This is a genomic window from Arthrobacter sp. FW305-BF8 (assembly GCF_021789315.1).
GTDB lineage: Bacteria > Actinomycetota > Actinomycetes > Actinomycetales > Micrococcaceae > Arthrobacter.
Window position 1 is genome coordinate 4183356 of the sequence record NZ_CP084561.1, and the last position, 18470, is coordinate 4201825.

Consider the following 18470-nt stretch of genomic DNA (forward strand, 5'->3'; position numbering starts at 1 on the left):
CTAGGGGCCACCGAAACTCTGCCCTTCGGGTTCCTGACCCATGTCCCGTGAACCCCCGGTTCCGGTACCGCCAGTTCCCGCACCCCTGGAGACTCGGACCTTCCTGGCTCCGGCAGCGGGCTCCTCGGACAGCGGAACGCGAACTTCCAGAACGCCGTCGGTGTACGAGGCGCGGATGTCCTCCTGGTTCACCGGGCCGGGAAGGCTTACCGTTCGCGAAAACGTGCCGAAGCGAAATTCCGATCGGTACCCTTCCTTGTCCTTGTGCTCCGATTTTTCTTCACGGCGGACTGTGATCTGCAGCTGGCTGCCGGCGAGGGTGATGTCGACGTCATTGTCAGGATCGATGCCCGGTGCTTCGGCCTTTACCACCAAGGAACCGGCTTCCCGGTATTCCTCCACCCGGAGCCACGCGTCCATATCCCCCTCCAGGAAACGGCGGAAGGGTTCCGGGATATCCACGCCGGCCCGCCTGAATATGTTGGTCATCGCTCTTACCTCCTGTCAGCTTCCGGCCCCAATGCAGGATGCGGAGGACCGGAACGGGTCCCAACACCACAAAGCTACGCTCCTGCGGAGCGCTTGTTAAGGCGCAGTAGGGGCGCGTGCCAACCGCTGCCCATGCAGCCTCCGGCCCCGCCAGCAGGACACCGATCTGGCACCGATCCTGAGATTTCCTTGGGAAAACCCGGGAAGTTTCCGGCTGCAGCTCCAGGCCGTGCGCCAATGCGCACGTTTTCGCCGCCCGGACCCCCCAGAATCCGCACGGAACCTGCTATCGAGGGGTGCGGGCACCGAGCTTTTCACAGGAGGCATGCCGCACATTGGCACCATGCAAGGGATCAGGCAGCCAAAGGAGGAGCCCCCGGTGAAGACGCTGTTACTGCTGTGCATTCCGGTGGTCGCTTTCGCAGCACTCAACGTCTGGAACCAGGCGGTTGCGGAGCCCACGCCTCTTAAGGAACCAGGCGTAGTGGTGGCGGAGGCCTCCACATCAGCCAGTGCAGAATTCACGGCGGGAAACGAGACCATTCACGGAGGTCCTGATGGACGCTAACACTGCCACCCCTGGCGAGCCCAATCGGCTCACCGTCCCCTCCGAACGTGGGAGCTACCCCGAGGATGCAGCGAATGAGTTGGAGGAGTTCTGCAGCGAATCGCTGAGGTCGATCGACAAGACGGTGATGCGCGCCCAGGTCATCGAACTCATCCTGGACATCCTCGCCACCACGGATGTGGAATCGGAAGCCAGGCACCGACTGCTGCAGCACCTGGCCCTGCATCCGGGGTCCCCCGAGCAGGCGCTGCTGTGCCACCTGAGCGAGAACGCCTGCCTTCCGCCGGCCGCGGGCGGCGACAGCCTGGCGGCGGACGGAGACAGTCTTCCGGCGGGCGGCTTCCTCCCGGCGGGCGCAGACTACTTCGCGGCTGGTGCGGCGGACCGGCCCACGCAAGGCAGCGGGGACTCAGGTGAAGGATCGAAGTCGAGGTGGCTCCCGGCCCCGCTGCGGAACCTGCTGCGGCGCGAAGGATGTTGACCGGCCGCTGAAGAGGGCGGGCCGCAGGACGGGCCTGGCGGCGGCCGGCCTCCGGCAGTGTCAGCTCCGGTGGTGCCCGATCAGCCAGCCTGCCATCTGCTGCGCCCGCTTGGAAGCGAGGAAGTCGCCTTCCGTTGCGGAGATGATGGAGCCCTTCATCAGGATGTGCCAGGAGCGCGCGAATTCGTCAGGGCGTTCGAGTCCCGCCTCCTCGGCGAGCGCCTGGATGTGCCCGCGGATTCTGGCGAGGTAACCGATGCTGGCCTCGCCAAGCGGATGATCCGGGCCCATCTCCAGGAGGACGTTGATGAAGGTGCACGCCTCAAAATCGTCACGCTGGAACCAGTCACCGAAGACGTCAAAGATGGCCAGCAGGCGCCCTTCGGGGGTGGTCCCCCTGCGCCTCGCCTCGGAGACAATCAGGTCCACGGTCCAAACCTGGTCACGGAGTGCGAGAAAAGCCAGAACCAGTGCGTCCTTGGAGGGAAAGTGGCGGTAGAACGTGGACTTGGCCACGCCCGACCGTTCAATCAGCTCATTGATTCCGACGTCGCGGACACCACGGTGGGAAAAAAGTTCGTAGGCGGTGGCCAGGATCCGGTCCACTGGTTCACTATGGCCGGTACGCACTCCTAGAGGAAGCAAGGCATCCCCGGTTGCATCAGGAGCACTCATCAGAGAATCAGTGTACCTTGGTACTAGTAGAGACAGACCTGTCTGTCTTATTGTTTTAGGAACATGACCCTTCGTCTTGGAAACCGCGTCCTGGCAACAGCGCCGGATCCCGAGCCGCGGGCGTCACTGCAATGGGGCAGGAACAGGAGGGTACCGATGGACGAAGACATGCGCGCGGTGGAAGAGGCCGTGGCGACGCTGGAATCCGCAATAGTAGAGCACGACCCCGCGGCTGCAACCCTGCAGCACGCAGTGGCGGCGGCCGTAACCCACGGCAAGCCGATCCGCGAAGTAGCCGCGGCGGCACACATGACTGCCCTGGAGGTCCTGGACGCGGCCGACGCCGTCACGTATCCGCAGCAGGCGATGCAGCCATGGATGGCCTAGTAGCTGCGCGCAAGACCTCGCGGAAACTTGATTGCATCCCGGGGTAAACCTGCGGCGAGCCTGATCTGCCCGCGCCACCCTTAAGCATCAGCCCTGGAGGAGTGATTTTCCAGGGACAGCATGCAACAAGGACCGCCAGGAAGCGGGGGGCGTCATGAACCAATCAGCAACTCTCGAGGAAGTCGTCGAAGTCGGCGGTGTCATCACCGATCGCCAGCCGCTGGACTTTTACCGGCTGGGGCTCGCCGGCTGCATCGACAGGCTCACAGTCCCCCTGCGCCGCGAGGGTACCTGCGTGCACTGGGAGACTCCCCACCACGGCGTGGAGATCTCGTCCGGCTGCGCGTCGGTGCTTTACCAGTCCGCACAGGAGGCGCTGAGCAACACGTTCAGGCATGCGCACGCCACCGATGTCACTGTCCGGCTTACCGCCGTATTCCACGGCATCCGCCTCATGGTCGCCGACAACGGCACGGGCTTCGAATCGGTTTCGCCTGCAGCGGGACACGTCAACGGCCACGGACTCAGGACCATCTCGCAGGCGGTCGATGAAGTGGGCGGGACCGTGGACATCACCTCGGCTCCGGGCACCGGCACGGCCATCACCATCACCATTCCGCTCGACTGAACCGCAGCGCATCGCGGCACGCCTGCGTCCCGGGCCTCGCTTAGGATGCTGTACATGACCCTGCCGAACGCCGAGCCCCGCGCCGTCCGGGCTTTCGAATCCGTGGAAATCCAGCAGGCTCTGGCCGGACTACGCAGCCGGCTGAGCACTGGAAGGCGGATTCTCCTCGGTGTGGCTGGTTCCCCGGGGTCCGGAAAATCCACCTTCTCGGCCTGCCTGGCCGACGCACTCGGCCCCGAGTCCGCCCTTGTGGTGCCCATGGACGGTTTTCACCTGGGCAACGCCATTATTGACGGCACTCCCCTACGGCAGCGCAAAGGCGCGCCGGACACGTTCGACGTCGGGGGCTACCTTTCGCTCCTGCAGCGGCTTGCGCGCCGGGACGAGGACGTGGTGTATGCGCCCGACTTCCGGCGGACAATCGATGAGCCCGTGGCCGCATCGCTGGCCATCCCGGCCGCCCTCCCCGTCATCATCACCGAGGGCAACTACCTGCTCAGCTCCGATCCCCGCTGGCAGCAGGTGCGGGCACAGTTGGATGAGGTGTGGTTCATCGACACGCCGCATGAACTGCGCCTTGCCCGGCTGGTTAAACGGCACATGTTCTATGGCATGGACCGCGCTGCGGCCGAGGCCTGGGCAAACGGGCCGGACGCGGCCAATGCGCGCCTGATCGAAGCCACACGCTCCCGCGCCGACAGGATCATCCCCTGGTTTTAGCTACGTGTCCTCGGCGTCCCACATGCCGGATTCGTTCGCGGCCTCTTCCGGCTTATGCTCGCTCTCCGGCGCTCCACTGCCCACGTAGCTGGCGGGCACTGTTCCGCCCGGCTGTGTCATCTGTTCCTCACGGATGTTGCGTGCCGTACCCGCCTCGGGATGGGGCTGCTGCTGTTCGACGGCGTCCGGGTCGCCGGGGCCCCGGAGGTCGCTTGGTTCTCCCGCGTTGCGCTTGCTGTCGGTCATACCACTGCCTCTCACTGGGAAATGCCGGTCGCGTCCCAGTCTAGGCACCGGGCCTAGGATCTGCGCAGCGAGCTTGCCAGGAGCCAGAGCGTCCAGACCAGGATGAGCGCCACTCGAGCCAGCGCATGTCCTCCGCAGCCGCAAAGCGAACGGCTTTCTCGGCTCCTTGGGCGGCAGCCCAGGCGTCCACGGAGTGCTTCAATGCCACACCGTCCACTGCCTGAAGGGCACCATAGAGGGCAAGCGCGGCGGCCGCGGCCCAGTTGCCGAGCCGTGCCGGCCAGCATGAACGCACGGGTCTGCCGCCGGCTACGGACCCCAGCACCAGCAGTCCCGCAATCAAGGCTGCCATTCCCGCAAACTGCCGCAGGTGCACGACGATCCACAGATTGCTGCGGGCGTACTCGGCGAACGCTGCAGCGTGGTCGTTCGCATTCGCCCCTTCCGGATGCAGGGGGGCGGCGAAGGACACCACGACGCCGGCCGCGAGCAGGACCGCGGCCAGCCGCCGGGCGCTCTGGCCGCCGTCGTGATTCTGGCCGTAGTGGAGATTTTGGCCTGCAGGAGCGTGATCCGCGTCCATGGCAGCCGCCCTTCGGGAGGAACCGTCCGATCCCTGTAGATTACGCCCGCACGGGTGCCCATCCCAGCGCCGGGGCCACGTGCCGGGCGATGGTCCCCAGGAGTTTGGCGTTGTACTCCACGCCGAGCTGGTTGGGGACGGTGAGCAGGAGCGTGTCCGCGGCCTGCACCGCGGTGTCGGCGGCGAGTTCCCGGGCGATGACGTCCGGCTCCCCGATATAGCTTTTGCCGAAGCGGGAAAGGGTGCCGTCGAGGGCACCCACCTGGTCCCTGCCTTCGCGGAGGGCACTCAGGCCGAAGTACTGCCGGTCCTCGTCGTCGACCAGCGGCAGGACGCTGCGGCTGACTGAAACCCGCGGCTCATGGCCATGCCCGGCCGCCGCCCACGCTCCGCGGAACATCGCGATCTGCTCGGCCTGGAGCTCGTGGAACGGCACCCCGGTATCCTCGGTCAGCAGGGTGGAACTCATCAGGTTCATCCCCTGCTCGGCCGCCCAGACCGCCGTTTTCCGGGTCCCGGCGCCCCACCAGATCCGTTCGGGCAGCCCCTCGGACCGGGGCTGGACCGGCAGCAGCCCGGTGGCGCCGCCGGCGTACCGCGGGTCAGCCTCCACCACTCCTGCGCCGGCTATGGCCCGGCGGAACTCCTCCGCATGCCGGCGTGCCATGTCGGCGTCCGTCTCGCCGTTTCGCGGCACATGGCCGAATGCCCCCGCACCGTTCCGTGCGGGCTCGGGTGAACCCCTGCTGATGCCGAGCTGGAGCCGGCCGCCGCTGATGAGGTCCGTTGCCGCGGCCTCCTCCGCCATGTACAGCGGATTCTCGTACCGCATGTCGATGACCGCAGTGCCGAGCTCAATGCGGCTGGTGCGGGCTGCGGCCGCCGCAAGCAGCGGGAACGGTGACGCCTGCTGGCGCGCAAAATGGTGCACACGGAAAAACGCGCCATCGATGCCAAGCTCCTCCGCGGCCACGGCCAGCTCAATCCCCTGCAGCAGCGCATCCCGAGCAGTCCTTGTGCGGGAACCCTGCACCGGTCCCCAGTGGCCGAAGGACAGGAAGCCAATTCGTTTCATGCCGTTCTCAACATCCGGGCCGCCGCTGCCATTCCTGCAGGCTACGCCCTGTGACAGACCCTGCGCACCGGGGTGCGATCCCGATAGGTTGGTAACACCGCTTGAGGACGTCCGTTCTCGCGAGACCGAAGGGATTTTAGACATGGCTTTCATCACCGTTGGACAGGAAAACAGCACCGATATCGAGCTCTACTACGAAGACCACGGAACCGGACAGGCTGTTGTCCTCATCCACGGCTATCCCCTGGACGGATCCTCCTGGGAGAAGCAGACCGCCGCCTTGCTCGACGCCGGCTACCGCGTCATCACGTACGACCGCCGCGGCTTCGGCAAGTCCAGCAAGCCCACCGCCGGCTACGATTACGACACCTTCGCGGGCGACCTCAACACCGTTCTGACCACCCTGGACCTCAACGACGCGGTGCTGGTGGGCTTCTCCATGGGAACAGGCGAGGTGGCCCGGTACCTCTCTACGTTCGGGTCGGCCCGCGTGTCCAAGGCTGCCTTCCTGGGATCGCTGGAGCCCTACCTCCTGCAGGCCGACGACAACCCCACCGGGGTGCCGCAGTCGGTCTTCGATGGCCTTGCCGAGGCAGTCAAAGCGGACCGTTACGCCTTCTTCACCGAGTTCTTCAAGAACTTCTACAACAGCGACACCTTCCTGGGCACGCCCCGCCTGAGCGAGGAGTCCGTCAAGGCCAGCTGGAACCTCGCCGCCAGCTCCGGTGCATTCGCCTCGGTGGCCGCCCAGCCCACCTGGATCACCGACTTCCGCGCCGATATCCCGAAGATCGATGTCCCGGCCCTGATCGTGCACGGCACGGCGGACAACATCCTGCCGATTGACGCCACCGGCCGGGAGTTCACCAAGGCCCTGCCGGAGGCCGACTACGTGGAGATCGACGGCGCCCCGCACGGCCTCCTCTGGACCCACGCAGCAGAGGTCAACGAGACCCTGCTCGGCTTCCTGCGCAAGTAGCCCGCCGCAAAAGGAGGGGCAGCCGATGGCGGCACCCGGGTGCCGCCGTCGGCCTCGACAGGTGGCCAAAACCGTGTGAAACAACCGTTACTGGTTGACAGTTCCGGTAAATAAGGGTTGACACCCACTTCCGGGGGTAAAATTTGAACACCGGACCAGCAATAGTCTTGCGGGTCCGGTTACCAGGCCCACCCGGCTGCCCGGGTGGACGATCATAAAGCGGACAGAAGTGGTTGATAGGTCTCCACGCGTCACGTGATCGGCCAGCGATGCCCGAACACACACCTCGCAGGAGAAACAATGACAACCACCATGCCATCACGGCAGCGGCGCCCCATGGCAACCCGGCTCGCCTTGGTATCAGCGGCATCCCTGAGCCTTATCGGGGGTTCCCTTGCGGTCGCAGGTCCGGCATCGGCTGCCGGCTACGACGCCAAACCAGACAAAAAGATCGAGTGCTGGGTTAAGGCCAAGGACGTGCATGAGAAAGCGGACTACGGCAAGTACTCCAAGAAAAACTCGGCGGACGTAAAGTTCGAGTTCAAAGTCTGGTGCGACAAAAAGACCGACGTGAAGTTTGACCACTGGATCTTCCAGAAGAAACACGGCAAGTGGGTGCTGATCAAGGACCGCTCCGGCAAGATTGACAACGTTAAGGACAAGGTCACAAAGCACACCAAAGCCGAGGTCAAGGACACCGGCCGCAAGGGTGGCGAGGAGAAGGTCTACCACGTCGTCAAGATCAGCTACAAGGAAAAGGGCGGCAAGTACTCCCACACCGTAACCAAGAAAGACAGCGCCTATGGGACGGTCGACTTCGGCCGCTACTGACACGGCCAGGAGTTTCAGGCTGACCCTGTTTCCCAACTAACCGAAAAGTCCGACGGCGGCACCCGGGTGCCGCCGTCGGCCTCTGCGTGCTTTCTCAGAGAGAACCGGTGGTGAAGGTCCAGCCAGCCGATTTCAGCGGGTTGCCCGCCAGGTCACGGACGGCCGTGGAGCCCCCGGTCACGGTCACCGCGTATTTGGTCCGCGCGGCCAGGGTAGCCGAGGGGTCCAGAATCCACTGGTTCGTGCTGCCGTTGCGGGAAACGGTGGCCGTCACCGTGGCACCGGTGGCGGCGTTCTTGAGCGTGACGGTGGTGGTGCTTGCGCCCTGGATGGCCTCACTGAAGGTCACCGCGATGTTGCTGGGCCGTCGCACCAGCGTGGCGCCCGGACGCGGCGTCATGGCCGTGATGACCGGGGCGGGGCCGGTGGTGAACGTCCAGCTGGTAGTTGTCAGCGGGGTGCCTGCGGTGTCGCGGATGGCGGCGGCTCCCCCGCTGAGCGTCACCGTGTACTTGGCATCGTTGGCGAGGATGGCTGCGGGGTTCAGGGTCGCAGTCCGGGTGGTGGCGCTGTAGGTAACGGCAGCCGGCACCACGGTCCCGGCCGCGTTCTTCACGAGGAAGCTGTTGCCGGTAACGCCCTGGACAGCCGTGCTGAAGGTGGCCGTGATGTTGCTTCCGGCGGCAACGGCGGTGCCGTTCGCACCGGGCGTGCGCGCCGTGACCGTCGGGGCTGCGGCGGTGATGAAGGACCAGCTGCCCGTCACGAACGGGGTGCCTGCGGCGTCGCGGACGGCCGAGGGTCCGCCGGTCATTGTTGCCGTGTATTTCTGCGACGCGTCGAGCAGCCCCCCGGGGTTCAGCGTTGCGGTACGCGTGGCGGCGTCGTAGCTGACGGCAGCGGCCACCGCTGCGCCGGCGGCGTTCCGAAGGACGAAGGTGGAACCGTTTACGCCCTGGACGGCGGTACGGAAGGTGGCGGTAACGTTTGCTGCCACGGCGGCGCCTGAGGAGTTGGCCGCCGGGGTGAGCGCGGACACGGACGGTGCGGTGAGGACGGCAGCGGAAGAGTCGGTGAACAGCAACCGGTTAGGTGTTCCCGCGGTGGCTGCGGAGACCGCGCCGGAGGTGGCTTCGGAAAGCAGCTTCGCCGCCACGTCCGCCGGCGCCAGGCCCGGCGACCGGGACAGCACCACCGCTGCGGCGCCAGCAACGTGCGGGGATGCCATCGAGGTGCCGCTCATCAGGGCCGTCGCCGTGGTCGAGCTGGAGGAGGCGGACTTAATGCTGACGCCCGGCGCGAACAGGTCAACGCAGCTGCCGTAGTTGGAGAACGCCGCCTGCTTGTCCGCGGAGTCGCTCGCGGCAACGGTCAGCGCGCCGGCAACGCGGGCCGGGGAGCTGTTGCACGCATCGGTTGCGGAATTTCCGGCGGCTACCATTGCGGTGACGCCGTCGCTGATGATGCCCTGCACCGCAGCGTCCACCATGGCGCTGGTGCTGCTGCCGAGGCTCAGGTTAGCCACCGCCGGGGTTCCGGCCTGGTGGTGCGAGGCCACCCACTCCAGCCCGGCAATCACATCCGAGTTGAAGCCTGAGCCATTGCAGTCCAGCACGCGGACGGGAACCACGGTGGCCGCCTTGGCCACGCCGTAGGTCTTTCCCGCGATGGTGCCGGCAACGTGCGTGCCGTGGCCGTTGCAGTCCCCTGTGCCCAGTCCGTCGGAAATCGCCGACCACCCCGGAGCAACGCGGCCGCCGAACTCCGCGTGCGCAGACAGCACGCCGGAGTCGACCACGTACGCGCTCACGCCGGCGCCGGTGGACGCCGAGGTGTAGGTCCCGGACAGCGGCAGGGTGCGCTGATCAATACGGTCCAGGCCCCACGTTGCGGACTGCTGGGTGTCGGCGGCCGTCACAGGGGCATCCAGTTCGACGGCGGCAACGCCCGCCGAGCGTAACAGGCCTGCCGCCTGCCCGGGCGTTGCCGTCACCACGGCGCCCTTGATGGCTTTGGCGAACGTGCGTCCCACGGCGATGTTCCTCGAGCCCAGGTTCCGCACGGCCGAGGAAACGTCGGTCCCGGCGGAGTAGCGCACGATGTAGCGGGCAGCCGGTGCTCCCGCCCCGGTTTCGGAGGCGGCAGCACCGGCTGACACTCCGGCGATAGGGGCAGCCAGGGCCGTCAGCAGCAGCGCAGCCAGGGCAGGACGGAGAACAGACGAAGCGCTAATTGTGGGTTCCTTCGAACGAACTGAGGGCCGGCGGGGAAAGCCAGAGGAAGCTGATTCCAGTGTATTTTCCGCCGCCCGCCGCAACCCCGTTGCTGGCCCGAACCTTCGGCGAAGCTTTGAGGGCTGCGCTAAACCCGGCAAAATCCTGCGTTTGCCTGAGGAAAAAGGCAGACCTGCGGCCGGAGCCGCAGGTCTGCTGTTCCCACCCACATGGGGTGTCCGACGGGTGCGCCGTCGGTTCTAGATCCAGTTGTTGTGCTTGAACGTGGCGTACAGGACCAGTCCCATGCCGATCATCAGCCCCAGCGCCATGGGATAGCCGAAGATCCAGTCCAGTTCAGGCATCGTATGGAAGTTCATCCCGTAGATGGTGCCGATGAGCGTGGGGGCGAAGAGGATGGCCGCCCAGGAAGAGATCCTCTTGACCTGCTCGCTCTGCGCGAAGCTGGACTCGGTGAGGCGGCGCATCTCGTCGTTCTGGCGCTGGGCAACGAGGGCCGCATTGACCGCGAGCGCGTTCTGCAGCAGGGCCCGGAAGGATGCGATCCGGTCATTGAGCCGCAGGACGTGGTCCAGCACATCGCGGAGGTGGTCCTGGAGTTCGGGGCCGGGGTGGTGGTCCGGCGTTCCGGTGACCAGTGCCTGCAGGATTCCGGCGAGCGGCCCGGTGGCCCGCTGCACCGTGATGACCTGGCGGGACAGTTCGTAGATTCGGCGGGACACCTCAGGGTCCGCGCCGAACAGTTCGTCCTCGATCTCGTCGATGTCGTTTTCCAGGCCTGCCGCAACCGGCTCGTACTCGTCAACCACCTGGTCCAGGATGGCGTACAGCACGGCATCGGGACCCAGGGCAAGGAACTCCGGCTGCGATTCCATGCGGCGGCGGACCCGTGCCAGGTCCGGGGACTCCGCACGGCGGACAGTAACCACGAAGTCCGGGCCGGCAAAAACGTGGATCTCGCCGAACTCCACCTTTTCGACGTCGTCGAGGTACCGCGCCGGGCGCAGGACCAGGAAGAGCGTTTCACCGTAATGCTCCAGCTTGGCGCGCTGGTGCCCGGTCAGCGCATCTTCAACCGCAAGCGGGCTCAGGTCGAATTCGTCCGCCACTGACCGCAGTTCGCGCGGGTCCGGCCGGTAGAGCCCGATCCAGGCCATGCCCTCGCGTTGCCGCAGCAGGAAGTATGTCTCCTCCAGTCCTTCGGGATCCGCCGTCCGGTGCCCATCCACGTACACCGCGTTGTCGATGATGGCCACAGCGGCGCCTCCTCAGCTGGAACGGCATCCCATGGCAGTGACGTTATCCCTTCCCGGACGCCGTGCCAATAAGGTACGTGCCCGCGCCACAAGGACCGCCGGCTCAGCTGCCGGCGGCCAAGTGCTGGGGTTCAGGGTGGCAGGGTTCAGAGTGGCAGGGTTCAGGGTGGCAGGGTCAGATGCGGGCGTGCAGGCCGCGGCTGACCGGCCGCCCGAACGATGCCGCGCCGAGGAACTCAACGGCCACGAACGGCTCGGAACCCACCACCCACTCATCGTGTCCCGGAGGAATCGCATAGGTGTCATTGGCGCGGATCGAGGAGCGGGCCCCCTCAGGTGTCTCCACCTCCATGACACCGGAGATGCAGAACCCGAGGTGGTTGTGCTGGCAGAAGGGCGTTTGTTCGGTGGGCTTGGTGCATTCGGACCAGCGCCAGCCGGGGGCGAGGATCAGCCGGGCAACGGAGAAGTCGTTGACGCTGACCAGGTCCACCTCGGCTTTGTCCGGGCACCTCTTCTTGTCCGGTTCATTGAAGGATTTGACGGCAAGGGCGGTAACGAAATTGGCGGTCATGAACGGTACCTGCAGATTTGGTTGAGACCTGAAATTTGAAGGCGGCTTCCGGGAGAGGCCCACGCTGGCGAGGTGCGGGCTGCCGCCGAACGTGACAGCACAACAGCCGCATCTTTTTGGTGTGGCTTCCCCCTCGCCGCACGCGCACGCACTCAACAGATCACATGTTGAGGTAGTTCAACCGTAGACCTCTGCAGGATGAAGTCAATGGGAATTCGCCGGCGTCCGGCTGGTCCTATTGGTAGTCGGCCAGCCAGGGATCCGGACCGAAGACTTCGTACTGGATATCCTTTGCCGGGACGCCGGCGGCAATGAGCGCTGTGCGGACGGACTGCATGAAGACCACCGGTCCGCACAGGTAATATTCGGCGTCCTCCGGCAGGTTCGCGGCCCGGATATCCATGAATCCGGTGTGCACCTCCCCCTCCGCGCCGTCCGCCCCTTCCGGATTCAGGAGCCACGTTGACATGGAAGCATAAGGCATCTTCTTGAGGTCCGCCGCCACCTGGTTGCGGAGCGCGAACGATGCCATCGAGTCGCCCGCATGGAGGAACAACACTTTCCGTTGCGAGCCGGACATGGCAGCGACGGTTTGACCTCGCGCTCATCGGTGCGCTCGACCACGAAGGTGATGACGTCGTCGGTCTCCTGGATTTTTTCGGTGACCCGCCAGGTTGTCATGGACTATGTCGTACTGGTCGGGGCTCAGCCCCAGTGACACGTGTTTGTGGGCAATGCGGGACAGCAGATGGTCCGGCAGGTGGGTGGGGTCGTTGACGAGGAAGCCGGCAAACGCAGCCACAGAGCCGGCGAGCGCCTGCTGCTGCTTCCCGTCAGCCTGGTTGCCGCGGTTCCAGCGACAGGGCCCGCCCCGAGCCCGGGCCGGAGGTTACCGGCCGTAGAGCTTTACGAAGTTCCGCAGGATCTTCATGGGTTCGGTGGCCGTGTACGTCCGGGCTTCCGCCATCAGCTCCTCGGCGGATTCGGGCGGGAAGTATCCGGCGTGGCGGTAGATATCAATCCTGGTCACCAGGCCTTCGGCGTCGAGCTCCGGGTGGAACTGCGTGGCGTACAGGTTCTGCTTGATCCGGAACATGTGCACGGGGCAGGCGGCGGAGCTGGCCAGCAGCACCGCGTGCGCGGGCAGGACCGTGCACCCTTCCTTGTGGCCCGTGAACGCGGTGAACTGTGCGGGAAGGCCGGCCAGCAGCGGATCCTGCAGGCCCTCCGGACTCAGGCTGACGGTCACGCCGCCCAGCTGCTCGCCGTAGGTCCGGTCGATCACGGCGCCCTGGTGCAGGCCGAGGGTGCCGACGCCGTAGCAGGCGCCCAGGAACGGGAAGTCCTCCGCCACGATGCGGTCCAGCAGCCCGGACAGTTCGCGCTCCACCCGATGCTGGGCTTCGGTCTTCTTTTCGGGCGGGTCGCTCGAGGTGAACGGGCTGCCGCCCACGATGACGCCCGAATAGTCATCCAGATCCAGTTCCGGCAGGGGCGCGCGCTCCATCCGGATCCGCTTCAGCTGGTGCGGTTCCAGCCCGCAAAAGCGCAGGTACGACTCGTATTCATCGTCCGCGGCGACGTCCTCGGCCCGCGAGGCGAGCAGCAGAAACGGCTTCACGGGCTTATTTCAGCAGGGCGACGTCGGACACGAGGATGATGTGGTCCAGCATCGCCGCCGCGGCGGCCTCCGGGTCCTGGACCCGGATGGCGTCCGCGATTTTGCGGTGGGATGCAAGTGACTGCTCCGGCCGGCCGGGCTGTCCCAGCGATTCGAGCCGCGTTTCGAGGATCATCTCGGCGATGAAGGTCATGAGCTGGGCAAGCACGCCGGAGTGCGCGGCGGCGGTGATGGCCTGGTGGAACAGCTCGTCGCCGTGGGCCCCCTTCGCACCCGAGGCCACCTCTTCCGCCATGACGTCCAGGGCCTTGTCGATCGCCTGCATGTCCTCCTCGGTGCGGCGCTCGGCGGCAAGCTCGGCCAGCTTGACCTCGAGCGTGCTGCGGGCCTCGACAATCTCGGGAAGGCGGCTGCGGTGCTCCCGAAGTCCCTTGAGTACCGAGGGAACGTTGGGCCGGTAGACAAGCACCGCGCCGGTGCCGTGCTGGACATCGATCACGCCCAGGACTTCCAGGGCCACCAACGCCTGGGCAAGTGTGGCCCGCGAGACTCCCAGCCGCTCGGCCAGGTCCCGCTCGGCGGGAAGGGTGTCCCCGGGCCCCAGCTGCGCGGACTCGATGAAATCCATGAGCTGCTCCACGAGCTGTTCGTAGAGCCGGGGCCGGGCGACACGGGAAATCTGTTGCGTTGCTGTCTTCCTTGGCATGCGCGTCCTTCCGGCGTTTGGGTCCAGCTTAGCGGAGGAGTATTGACAAAGTCACCTAGTGTCTAGGAGGCTAGGCCAGTGGGCTTGTAAGCCACATCACATCATTTCTCACCCCGGAGGCACAACGATGTCCGCTCCCGTCCTCTCCATCATCATCCTGGCGGTGATGTTCCTGCTGGCCACTGTGCTGCCCCTCAACATGGGCGCCCTGGCTTTTGTAGGCGCGTTCCTGCTGGGCTCGGTGGTGCTCGGAATGTCCACCAGCGACATTCTCGCCAACTTCCCCGGCGGCCTGTTCCTGACGATCGTCGGGGTCACCTATCTCTTCGCGATCGCCCAGAACAACGGCACCATCGACCTGCTGGTCCGCGGCGCGGTCCGAATGGTGGGCAGCAAGGTGGCGCTCATCCCGTGGGTCATGTTCGCCATCACGGCTGTCATCACCGGCGTCGGCGCCCTGTCCCCCGCCGCCGTCGCGATCATCGCCCCGATCGCCCTGAGCTTCGCGGCGAAGCACAAGATCAATCCGCTGATGATGGGCATGATGGTCATCCACGGCGCGCAGGCCGGCGGCTTCTCCCCGATCGCCGTCTACGGCGTCACGGTCAACGGCATCATCGCCAAGACGGACCTGGAAGCCAGTCCGATGGCGATCTTCCTCGCCAGCTTCATCTTCAACCTCGCCATCGCTGTAGTGCTCTTCATCGTCCTGGGCGGCAGCAAACTGCTCTCCACGAAGACCGGCCGGCTCGTTGAACAGGCCGCCGAGTCCAGGATGGCCGTCAGCGTCGGCGCCCGCGCCGCCGGTGCCACCCTGAGGGGCTCCGGCACCGACATCTCCTCCTCCGGCGTGGCAGCCAAGGGAACCTCCGGCGCCTCTTCTGCCGCCAAGTCCGCCGATGCCGGCGGTGCCCGCGCCACTGTTCCGCAGCTGGTCACCATCGCCGGCCTGATCGCCCTGGCCGTCATCTCGCTGGGCTTCAAGGTGGACGTCGGCTTCGTCTCCATCACCATCGCCATGGTCCTGGCACTCGTCTCACCGGCCGCCCAGAAGGGCGCCATCAACAAGATCAGCTGGTCCACCGTCCTCCTCATCTGCGGCATGCTCACCTTCGTGGGCGTCCTCGAGGAAGCCGGTACCATCAAGTTCGTCTCCGACGGCGTCGCCCACCTCGGGATGCCCCTGCTCGCGGCCCTGCTGATCTGCTACATCGGCGCCATTGTCTCGGCCTTCGCCTCCTCCACGGCCATCCTTGCCGCGCTCATCCCGCTGGCCGTCCCGTTCCTGTCCAGCGGCGAAATCGGTGCCGTCGGCGTGATCGCCGCCCTGGCCGTCGCTGCCACCATCGTGGACGTCTCGCCGTTCTCCACCAACGGAGCCCTGGTACTGGCCAACGCCCCGGAGGACGTGGACAAGGACAAGTTCTACAAGCAGATCCTGGCGTACAGCGGCATCGTCGTCGTCGCCGGCCCCGCCATCGCCTGGCTGGTCATGGTCCTCCCCGGCTGGATGTAGCCGGCCCGAACAGCACCACCAGCCCCTCAAGCAAGAGAAGGAACACCCAGCATGAGCCATGAATCCACGCCCCAGCCCGAAGGGCCCCTCGCCGGCTACCTTGTGGTGGACCTGAGCCGCGCACTGGCCGGACCCCACGCCGGCATGATGCTCGCGGACCTCGGCGCACGGGTTATCAAGGTTGAGAACCCCGGCACCGGGGATGATACGCGCGGCTGGGGGCCGCCCTTCGTCGGCCCCGAGGATGATCCCCAGGCCACGTACTTCCTCTCCTGCAACCGCAACAAGGAATCCATCGCCCTGGACCTGAAGAGCGACGACGGGCGGACGGTGCTGCGTGAACTGCTGGAACGCGCCGACGTCGTCATCGAAAACTTCCGCCCCGGCGTGCTGGACCGGCTCGGCTTCTCCGCCGCGGAGATGCACGCGCTGAACCCTGCCCTGGTGGTCCTGTCCATCACCGGTTTCGGCCACGACGGCCCCGAGTCACGCCGCAGCGGCTACGACCAGATCCTGCAGGGTGAGGCCGGGCTGATGTCCCTGACCGGTTCCGGTCCGGACGATCCGCAGCGGGTGGGCGTTCCCATCGCGGACCTGCTCTCCGGCATGTACGGGGCGTTCGGCACGCTGGCGGCACTGCTGCAGCGCGAGCGCACCGGCCAGGGGCAGATCGTGCGGACGTCCCTGCTCGCCGCGCTGATCGGTGTCCACGCGTTCCAGGGCACGCGCGCCACCGTTGCGGGTGAGGTGCCCAAGGCGCAGGGCAACCACCATCCGTCCATCGCCCCATACGGCCTGTTCCACTGCCGGCAGGGCCGCGTGCAGATCAGCGTGGGCAGCGAGAAGCTGTGGCGCACGTTCGCTGCGGCGTTCGGTATCGACGCCGACCGTCCGGAGTTTGCGTCCAACGCAGAGCGCGTCCGGAACCGGGAAAAGGTCATCGAGGAGGTGGAGCGCGCGTTCGCCGATTACGAGGCGGAACCGCTGCTCGCGAAGCTGAACGACGCCGGGATCCCGGCCGGAAAGGTGCGGACCCTGGACGAGGTCTATGAGTGGGAACAGGTCCACTCCCAGGGACTGGTGATCGACGTCGCCCACAAGATCCTCGGCAACGTCACCCTGCCGGGTCCGCCGCTGCGCTTCTTCAGCGCCGCGGACACCGCGGAAACCACGCTCAAGGCCCACACGGCTCCGCCGCTGCTGGACCAGGACGGCGATCAGATCCGTCAGTGGCTGGGGCTTGTCCCGGCCGACGCCGCCGCTGCCGCCGCCTCCGGGGAAGGCCGCTGAGCATGGCGGCTGATCAGAGTATGGGCACAGGCCAGAAGGTTCGGCACCTTGATGCTGCCGAACTCATCGCCACCGTGCTCGATCCCGGCTCCTACCAATCCTGGGACTCGCCCGTGGTGGACCCGGATCCCAGCCCGGAATACCGGAAGGAGCTGGCGGCGGCCCGGGAGAAGACCGGCGTCGACGAATCCGTCCTCACCGGTGAGGGCCTCATCCGCGGCCGCCGGGTGGCCGTCATTGTCAGCGAGTTCCGGTTCCTGGCCGGCTCCATCGGCCTCGCCGCAGCGGAACGGATCGTGAACGCCGTCGAGCGCGCCACCCGGGAAGGGCTCCCGCTCCTGGCCGGTCCGGCGTCGGGCGGCACCCGCATGCAGGAGGGCACCATCGCGTTCCTCTCCATGGTGAAAATCAGCGCGGCGGTCCGGGCACACCGGCAGGCGGGCCTGCCGTACCTGGTCTATCTCCGGCACCCCACCACCGGGGGCGTCATGGCCTCGTGGGGCTCCCTCGGGCACATCACCGTGGCCGAACCCGGCTCCCTCCTCGGGTTCCTGGGGCCACGGGTCTACGAGGCGCTCTACGGCGCACCGTTTCCGGAGAACGTCCAGGTGGCCGAGAACCTCTTCGACAAGGGGCTCGTGGACGCTGTGGTCCCGCCGTGGCAGCTGTCCGACGTCGTCGACCGCGCCCTGAGCATCCTCGTCGCCGGCCCTCCCGCGCAGATCCGGCCGCCGCGGACACTGTCCGTAAAACCGTCCGACGCCGGAGCCTGGGAATCGATTGAAATCTCCCGGAACCCGCGCCGCCCGGACCTGCGGCAACTACTCGCCTACGGCGCCCGCGACGTGCTTCCACTCAACGGCACCGGCCAGGGCGAAAAGGACCCGGGGCTGCTGCTGGCTCTGGCCCGCTTCGGGCAGAAGTCCTGCGTGGTGATCGGGCACACCCGTCCCCGGCCCTCCCAGCAGACCGCCATGGGTCCGGCGTCGCTGCGCGAAGCCCGCCGCGGCATGCGGCTGGCCGAGGAGCTCGGGCTGCCCCTGGTGACGGTGATCGACACCGGCGGCGCGGCACTGTCCAAGGAAGCGGAAGAAGGCGGGCTCGCCGGCGAAATCGCGCGGTCCCTGCAGGATCTCATCGGCCTGAACTCCCCCACGGTGTCCGTCCTGATGGGCCAGGGCACCGGCGGCGGGGCGCTGGCGCTGTTTCCTGCCGACCGCACCATCGCGGCCCAGCATGCCTGGCTGTCCCCGCTGCCGCCCGAGGGCGCGAGCGCCATCGTGCACCGCAGCACCGAGTTTGCCCCGGCCATGTCCGAGGCGCAGGGCGTCAACGTCGCCTCACTCCACGCCCACGGCATGGTGGAGCACATCGTGGACGAACGCCCCGACGCCGCCCACGAGGGCAGGGCCTTCTGCCAGCGCCTGGGGCAGGCGATCGAGTACGAGCTGGCCGCGCTCTCGGCGGCCGGGGTGGACGAACTCCTCCCGCAGCGGCTCGAAAAGTACCGCAACCTCGGCGGCCTGGTCCCCCTCCCCCTCTAGAAACCGCCTCCGCAAGGAGTTTTTGTCCAGATAATGGGGCTTCGGAGCCTCCGAGCGGCCATTATCT

General features: G+C 66.5%; 21 protein-coding genes. 10 read left to right on the forward strand and 11 right to left on the reverse strand.

Annotated features, from left to right (window positions below):
• The gene (locus LFT45_RS18995) at positions 1-489 is read right to left on the reverse strand and encodes an Hsp20/alpha crystallin family protein (RefSeq protein WP_236805131.1); all 489 of its coding nucleotides are present in this window, start codon (positions 487-489) and stop codon (positions 1-3) included.
• A gap of 379 nt (positions 490-868) precedes the next feature.
• Here LFT45_RS18995 and LFT45_RS19000 point away from each other — a divergent pair, with 379 nt between their 5' ends.
• Positions 869-1057 (forward strand): hypothetical protein, encoded by a 189-nt coding sequence (locus LFT45_RS19000; protein WP_236805132.1) that lies wholly within the window; start codon positions 869-871, stop codon positions 1055-1057.
• Positions 1047-1538, forward strand: a complete 492-nt coding sequence (locus LFT45_RS19005) for a hypothetical protein (protein WP_236805133.1) — start codon at positions 1047-1049, stop codon at positions 1536-1538. The genes LFT45_RS19000 and LFT45_RS19005 overlap by 11 nt, the downstream gene beginning before the upstream one ends.
• Positions 1539-1598: 60 nt before the next feature.
• On the opposite strand, the gene LFT45_RS19010 is transcribed toward LFT45_RS19005, so the two are convergent.
• Positions 1599-2213 carry a TetR/AcrR family transcriptional regulator gene (locus LFT45_RS19010; protein WP_236805134.1) on the reverse strand — a complete coding sequence of 205 codons (615 nt, stop codon included), beginning with the start codon at positions 2211-2213 and terminating at the stop codon, positions 1599-1601.
• Between the two features lie 156 nt (positions 2214-2369).
• Here LFT45_RS19010 and LFT45_RS19015 point away from each other — a divergent pair, with 156 nt between their 5' ends.
• The 3 genes from LFT45_RS19015 (at position 2370) to LFT45_RS19025 (ending at position 3948) form a co-directional block, all read left to right on the forward strand.
• Positions 2370-2600 (forward strand): hypothetical protein, encoded by a 231-nt coding sequence (locus LFT45_RS19015; protein ID WP_236805135.1) that lies wholly within the window; start codon positions 2370-2372, stop codon positions 2598-2600.
• A gap of 154 nt (positions 2601-2754) precedes the next feature.
• Entirely contained in the window at positions 2755-3228 is a 474-nt protein-coding gene (locus tag LFT45_RS19020; protein ID WP_236805136.1) for a sensor histidine kinase, read from the forward strand.
• A 54-nt stretch (positions 3229-3282) separates the two neighbouring features.
• Positions 3283-3948: a nucleoside/nucleotide kinase family protein gene (locus tag LFT45_RS19025; protein WP_236805137.1), complete on the forward strand. Its 666-nt coding sequence runs from the start codon at positions 3283-3285 to the stop codon at positions 3946-3948.
• On the opposite strand, the gene LFT45_RS19030 is transcribed toward LFT45_RS19025, so the two are convergent.
• From LFT45_RS19030 to LFT45_RS19040, 3 genes are read right to left on the reverse strand one after another with little or no spacing between them, the layout of a single operon-like run.
• Positions 3949-4194: a hypothetical protein gene (locus LFT45_RS19030; protein WP_236805138.1), complete on the reverse strand. Its 246-nt coding sequence runs from the start codon at positions 4192-4194 to the stop codon at positions 3949-3951.
• 40 nt (positions 4195-4234) lie between these two features.
• Positions 4235-4777: a hypothetical protein gene (locus LFT45_RS19035; protein ID WP_236805139.1), complete on the reverse strand. Its 543-nt coding sequence runs from the start codon at positions 4775-4777 to the stop codon at positions 4235-4237.
• A 40-nt stretch (positions 4778-4817) separates the two neighbouring features.
• Positions 4818-5852, reverse strand: a complete 1035-nt coding sequence (locus tag LFT45_RS19040; protein ID WP_236805140.1) for an LLM class flavin-dependent oxidoreductase — start codon at positions 5850-5852, stop codon at positions 4818-4820.
• Between the two features lie 142 nt (positions 5853-5994).
• On the opposite strand from LFT45_RS19040, the gene LFT45_RS19045 reads away from it, so the two are divergent.
• Together LFT45_RS19045 and LFT45_RS19050 are read left to right on the forward strand one after the other, a co-directional pair.
• Entirely contained in the window at positions 5995-6831 is an 837-nt protein-coding gene (locus LFT45_RS19045; RefSeq protein WP_236805141.1) for an alpha/beta fold hydrolase, read from the forward strand.
• A gap of 300 nt (positions 6832-7131) precedes the next feature.
• Positions 7132-7662 carry a hypothetical protein gene (locus tag LFT45_RS19050; RefSeq protein WP_236805142.1) on the forward strand — a complete coding sequence of 177 codons (531 nt, stop codon included), beginning with the start codon at positions 7132-7134 and terminating at the stop codon, positions 7660-7662.
• A gap of 94 nt (positions 7663-7756) precedes the next feature.
• On the opposite strand, the gene LFT45_RS19055 is transcribed toward LFT45_RS19050, so the two are convergent.
• From LFT45_RS19055 to LFT45_RS19085, 6 genes are all read right to left on the reverse strand, one after another.
• Positions 7757-9820, reverse strand: a complete 2064-nt coding sequence (locus LFT45_RS19055) for an Ig-like domain-containing protein (RefSeq protein WP_236805143.1) — start codon at positions 9818-9820, stop codon at positions 7757-7759.
• A gap of 315 nt (positions 9821-10135) precedes the next feature.
• On the reverse strand, positions 10136-11152 hold the full coding sequence (locus LFT45_RS19060) for a magnesium and cobalt transport protein CorA (RefSeq protein ID WP_236805144.1): 1017 nt from the start codon (positions 11150-11152) through the stop codon (positions 10136-10138).
• A gap of 175 nt (positions 11153-11327) precedes the next feature.
• Positions 11328-11726: a cupin domain-containing protein gene (locus LFT45_RS19065; protein ID WP_236805145.1), complete on the reverse strand. Its 399-nt coding sequence runs from the start codon at positions 11724-11726 to the stop codon at positions 11328-11330.
• Between the two features lie 235 nt (positions 11727-11961).
• Positions 11962-12306, reverse strand: coding sequence for a hypothetical protein (locus LFT45_RS19070; RefSeq protein WP_236805146.1), 345 nt, complete (start codon positions 12304-12306; stop codon positions 11962-11964).
• A gap of 309 nt (positions 12307-12615) precedes the next feature.
• The gene (locus LFT45_RS19080; protein WP_236805147.1) at positions 12616-13347 is read right to left on the reverse strand and encodes a glutamine amidotransferase; all 732 of its coding nucleotides are present in this window, start codon (positions 13345-13347) and stop codon (positions 12616-12618) included.
• 4 nt (positions 13348-13351) lie between these two features.
• The gene (locus LFT45_RS19085; protein ID WP_236805148.1) at positions 13352-14053 is read right to left on the reverse strand and encodes a FadR/GntR family transcriptional regulator; all 702 of its coding nucleotides are present in this window, start codon (positions 14051-14053) and stop codon (positions 13352-13354) included.
• Between the two features lie 127 nt (positions 14054-14180).
• Here LFT45_RS19085 and LFT45_RS19090 point away from each other — a divergent pair, with 127 nt between their 5' ends.
• Genes LFT45_RS19090 through LFT45_RS19100 form a run of 3 tightly spaced genes read left to right on the forward strand, consistent with a single transcriptional unit; the run spans position 14181 to position 18403 of the window.
• On the forward strand, positions 14181-15569 hold the full coding sequence (locus tag LFT45_RS19090) for an SLC13 family permease (protein WP_236805149.1): 1389 nt from the start codon (positions 14181-14183) through the stop codon (positions 15567-15569).
• A 51-nt stretch (positions 15570-15620) separates the two neighbouring features.
• Positions 15621-16859 carry a CaiB/BaiF CoA transferase family protein gene (locus LFT45_RS19095; protein WP_236805150.1) on the forward strand — a complete coding sequence of 413 codons (1239 nt, stop codon included), beginning with the start codon at positions 15621-15623 and terminating at the stop codon, positions 16857-16859.
• Positions 16860-16879: 20 nt separating this feature from the next.
• Positions 16880-18403: an acetyl-CoA carboxylase carboxyltransferase subunit alpha/beta gene (locus tag LFT45_RS19100; protein ID WP_236809441.1), complete on the forward strand. Its 1524-nt coding sequence runs from the start codon at positions 16880-16882 to the stop codon at positions 18401-18403.
• Positions 18404-18470 lie beyond the last annotated feature (67 nt).